General features: G+C 50.1%; 1 protein-coding gene and 1 pseudogene. Both read right to left on the bottom strand.

Going from position 1 to position 5,216, the window contains the following annotated elements; all coding sequences use genetic code 11:
• Positions 1-4,861, bottom strand: a 4,861-nt coding sequence (locus HMPREF1051_RS09405; RefSeq protein ID WP_003767769.1) for a hemagglutinin, incomplete at its 3' end; no start/stop codon positions are given.
• Between the two features lie 96 nt (positions 4,862-4,957).
• A pseudogene (locus HMPREF1051_RS15325) lies at positions 4,958-5,216 on the bottom strand (hypothetical protein); the annotation flags it as partial.

Below are 5,216 nucleotides of genomic sequence, written 5' to 3'. Positions count from 1 at the left end.
CGGTGGCCGGATCAATGCTGGTATTCAACGCTTTGGCAATCGGGCTCAGCTGGCTTACGTTCACTCCGTCGGTGGCATCCGTACCTTTGGCTACGTTGGCAATCTTGTTGCCGCCGTTGTTCAGTCCGGACTTGGTCAGGGATACGGGATTGGCTCCATTGGCAATGGTCAGACCGTCGGTCGTCAGTACACTGTCGCCTGCAGTGACTTTAGGCGTGGTCAGTCCGGTAGTGGTCAGTTCGCTGTTGCCTGCCTTCAACGTATCGGCAGTTACACTGGTCAACGTAATGTCGTCTTTCAGTTTGACAGTAATGCCGTCTGTACCCGCTTCGGTAACCACATTTGTATCGTCGCCTTTAATTGCCAGCGTTTCGTCCAGTTTTTTGGTTACAGGAGAGCCGCTGTTGCCACTGAAGGTAATACCTTTGGTATCAACGATATTTTTCGCATCTACGCCTTTTTGAATCTCTGCTTTTGCGTCGTTTGAAAGGTCGAGTTCGTAGTTGGTGGTTTTGGTTTGGTTGCTGCTTGTCGCTTCAGTCGGATTCAATGCCAACTTACCGTCAGCTTTTACGCTCACAGTCGTTTTATCGGCATGAACCGTATAAAGTGTCTCATTACCGGTAACTTGAGAAGCAACATGGGTATTGTCGCCTGCTGCTACGATGCTGGTTTTTTCGCTGTCGGCAACGGCTTTATTGATGGCATTGGCAACATCAGTTGCGGTCGCAAATGCATCGCCTGCTGTATCCGCGCTGACTACACCCCGAGTACCCGTAGTCAACGTAGATTTATTTACGTTGAACGCAATACCGTCGGCTTTGTTTTCGGCGGTCGTACCTGTGCCGTTAACGAAGTTCAGCTTGGAATCAGCTTGATTCAACGTTTTAGCATCTGCGCCGTTGACTTGTACGCCAATGTTTTGCAATGCGCTGTCGGCTTTTGTCAAAGAGGCTTTGGTTTTGTCAGACAAATCCAGATTGTAGGTAGTGACATTGGTGGTTGTATCTTCAGACGACGTAAGTTTCAGACCGTTGTCTGCGCCTGAGGCGGAAACAACCGTGCCTTTGGCATTGACGGTGTAAATCGCCTGACCGTCCGCACCGTCGGTTTTCTTCACTTCGGCAACATTAGTACCTCCTTGAACCTCGGTTTTCGCAGCTTTGACTTGTTTGTAGCTTGCTGCGTCATTATCTGCCACGCCGTCGGCAATGTTGGTAACCTTGTTGCCGCCGTTGGAGAGTCCGCCCGCAGTCAGGCTCACAGGGTTGCTGCCGGAGCCGATGGTTACGCCGGAACCGTTAACGGTCGTGCCAGCAGCGGTTACATCGCCGCTGAAGGCTGCGGAAGTCAGGCCGGTCAATTCTTTTGCCAATTTGACGTTCAACGTGTGATTTTGGTCGTCTGAAACTACACCAATATTATTATCGGATAGCTTAGTCTTATCAGTTTGTCCGCCTTTGACTGCTACGGTGCTGCCGAGTTGGCGGTCAAATTTCGTGCCTGTGTCGCCTTCGAAATTCAACGGTGTGCGTACGGCATTGCTTAAAGCGGTGAGCGCGTCACCCACTTTGTTGTAACCTGCTACGCTGGAGCTTGAAGGATTGCCTGAAATGACGTTATACGTTGGCGCAGTAATCGTGCCGTCCGGATTCACTTTCGTACCGATGGCTTCGGCGATTTTGTTCAACTGGGAAACATTGACTGCATCATTGTCTTTAGCACCGTTCTTCACATTGCCGACCGTGGTCGGAGTAGTGGTTTGCGGATCGGTCGGATTCAATGCGGCAATGGTTACATCGCCTGTGTAAGGAGTGCTGTCGTCCATATGTTTGAACGATACGGTTTTCACGCCCGTACCCGGAGCGACAGTTACTTCACGTCTCAGAATTCTGCCGTCTGTACCCACATAAGAGAACGGCGCATCATTATTGACGGTCGTCAGTGTGCTGACACTCAGGTTTGCCATCGCATCTTGCAACTGACCCAGATTAACCGCGTCTTTGGTATCAGTACCACTCAAAACATTGGTAATCTTGTTGCCATTCATGTCCAAGCCGCCCTTAGCGGTAACTTTGCCTGTGAATTCAGGCGCATCAACGGTATTGATGCTGACGGTTGCACCGTTTTGACGCAGGGAGATATTTTTGCCCGCTTCCAGCGTAATGGTCGAACCGCTGGTAATGTTTTGCAGCGAGTCATCTTGTACCGTACCGTTGGTATTAGCAGTTTTCGCTGTTGTCAGCTTGAACGGTTTGTACGCATTAGCATTCAGATCACGGATTGCCTCATCGATGGTATTTTTGCCTGTACCGCCGATGTTGCTCATTGTAAAGCTGCCATCTTCGCCGACTGCAGCATTGCCGCCCAATACACCTTTAACAGTTTTAGCAGTATTGCCCAAAACGTTTTGTACCGCGTACAGCTGGCTGCCGTTGATGGCATCCGTAGATGTACTAGAGATTTCGCCCGGGGCAACGTTTTTCAATTGACGTTCGTAGCCTGACGAACCGAAAGACACTTGGTCGCCAGAGGTAACATTGTTGCCGCCTGCAAAACCTGAGTATTTCAGATTATTGACAGTAGCTTCGTTGACACTAGTTGCACCGGTTGTAGTCGTACTGCCCGCACCGATTGCCACAGAGTTGCCTTTAGTAGCTTTCGCACCCATACCGAATGCGGCAGAGGCGACGCCTTCAGCGATCGTACCCGTACCAAAGGCTGTGGATAATTCGCCTATTGCCTGTGATTTAGTACCGATGGCTACCGCAGCTTCGCTTGAAGTCGTATGAGTATAACTACCGGTTACCATCACATCGCCGGTATAGTCTTGATAAACCTCTTTAACCGTTTTACCCCCCGTACCGTCTACAGTTTTCACTGCAACGGTATCCCAGTCGTCCGCACCGATGGCGATAGAAGAATTGCCTTTTGCGTCTACATTGTTACCGATGGCAGTAGATTGATCGCCCCATGCATTGGCGTATGCACCGATAGCAACGGTTTGATTGTAATCAGGTTGTCCAGAACCTGGTATTTCGGTATTGGTTGCAGAAGCGTTATAGCCGATGACGACAGAGCGCGAGTTATTGGATCGCGCATCTTCACCGATAACAACCGCACTGAATTTCAGGGCTGTTGCATTATTACCGATAGCAACTGCTGCAGCTTGAGCAGCTTTGCTGTTTGTACCGATAGCAATGGAATTGGTATCGTCCGCGTTGGCGTTGTTACCCAAAGCTATGGCATTGGCTTCGCGGGTATGGCTGCTCAAACCAAGCGCCAAAGAAGCCGCGCCGTCTGCATTGGCAGCACGTCCTAACGCAATAGAATCAGTTTTCCAAGCATTATTGCCCGAACCGATTGCAATAGCATATCTTTTATCAGCCTTCGTACCGGCACCGAATGCAATCGTGTCAGCATCATTAGCAAAAGCCCCTTTACCGATTGCCATTGCCCGATTTTGTACAGCATCGGCACTAGTACCGATAGCAACAGTATCTTCTCCTTTTGCTTTGCTTTCATTACCTACCGAAACAGCATTCAAATTCAAAGCTTGTGCTTGTCGACCTACTGCCACAGAGCCTATTGCTTGAGCATTGGCATTGAAACCGAATGCTGATGCACCTGCTTTTTGAGCTTTGGCATATGGACCAACAGCAGTAGTAGAGTTATCAGTAGCTCTTGAGCCATCACCTATGGCCACGCTCGATTTACCTGATGACTCAGTATCTTGACCGCCAGCAAACGAGTTTTGACCATAGGCATTTGCTTGCTGACCGATGGCAGTCGCGTTCTTACCGTTTGCCTTACTTAGCGAACCGACGGCAACTGAACCTTCGCCAGTAGTATCGCCATTAATAGTGGAATCAGAGCCTGCTGCCGCCTCAACAGCAGCCTTGCTACCTATCACAACCGCATTGCTCGCAGCCGCCCTGGCTTCAGGACCGGCGGCAATCGCATTTTCGCCAGTTGCGCCGTCGTTGTTGTAGTTGGCTACCGGAGTACCGGGGCGATTAACGCTGTAATAATGAGTTTGCGATGCGGCAGTCAGTTTGCCGTTTTCAATTCTGACAGTTTCTCCGTCCACTTGGACGTCGTATTTGACTTTAGTATTACCATCTGCTTCAGTCTCAACAGTAACGGTAGTTGCTTTGCCGTCGGCAAACTGTACGCTTTCACCGGGCGTAACAATGCCCTTCGCCGTGCCCGAATTATCTTTGACGGCAAAGCCTTGGTTGACGTAAGTATTGAGATTGGTCAGCGCATCAGCAACGCTCCGAGCAGGATTTGCATTGAAGTTAGCTGTACCATTACCTGCCATATTCGGCGTAGCACTGCCTTTGAGCACGTTATAAGACGGCAGCGTTACCGTACCTTGATTGTTTGTAGGATCAATACCCACAGCCGCGCCGCCGCCCAATGCATTGGCAACTGCTTTGGCGATATTGCCCGAACCTGCATGAAGCGCGTAAAGCTGGCTGCCGTTAATCGCGTCAGTGGAAGTTGAGGTAATCGCACCCGGAGCAACATTTTTAAGCTGTCGTTCGTAGCCTTTCGTACCAAAAGAAACCTGTGAACCGTGCGTCAAGTTGTTCGTACCCGCAAAGCCGCTATAGGTAATATCATTAACAGTTGCAGTAGTTATCTTTTCCGCATTAATGGTTGTGGTCGAGCCCGCACCGATGGCAACGGACTTATCTTGAGTAGCAGATGCGCCCACACCGAATGCTGATGCACCCAAACCGCTAGCTGTCGAACCCGGACCAAAAGCCGTTGACAATGAACCGCTCGCAACTGCCCTAACACCGACCGCAACTGCCGCCGTAGCCGCTTCCGTACCTTTATAACCCCCAGCCATATCAGAGCCAGTCAATGCCTTGTACTGTGCATTTACAGTTTTTTTTGCTTCATCCCAGTCATCGCCACCGATAGCAACTGATGAATCCCCTTTTGCGCGGGTATTGTTACCAATGGAGGTTGATTGTGCTCCTGTCGCCTGAGCATCTGGACCAATGGCAACTGCTTGGGTTGCGCCTGTCGCCTTAGCTCCCGTACCGATGGCAATACCTTGTCTGGAGGTTGCTTTAATTTCTCCATAAAGAGGATCATCACTACCAATAACGATAGAAGCCTCTCCCGTTGCCTGTGTATTTTTACCGATAGCAATCGATTTAAGAATTGATGCATTTGCGTTCGTTCCAAAAGCAACCGCA

It is taken from the genome of Neisseria sicca VK64, assembly GCF_000260655.1.
GTDB classification, from domain to species: Bacteria; Pseudomonadota; Gammaproteobacteria; order Burkholderiales; family Neisseriaceae; genus Neisseria; species Neisseria sicca_B.
Note: the sequence above shows the minus strand (reverse complement) of the source record. Positions and strands in the feature narration are given on the sequence as shown.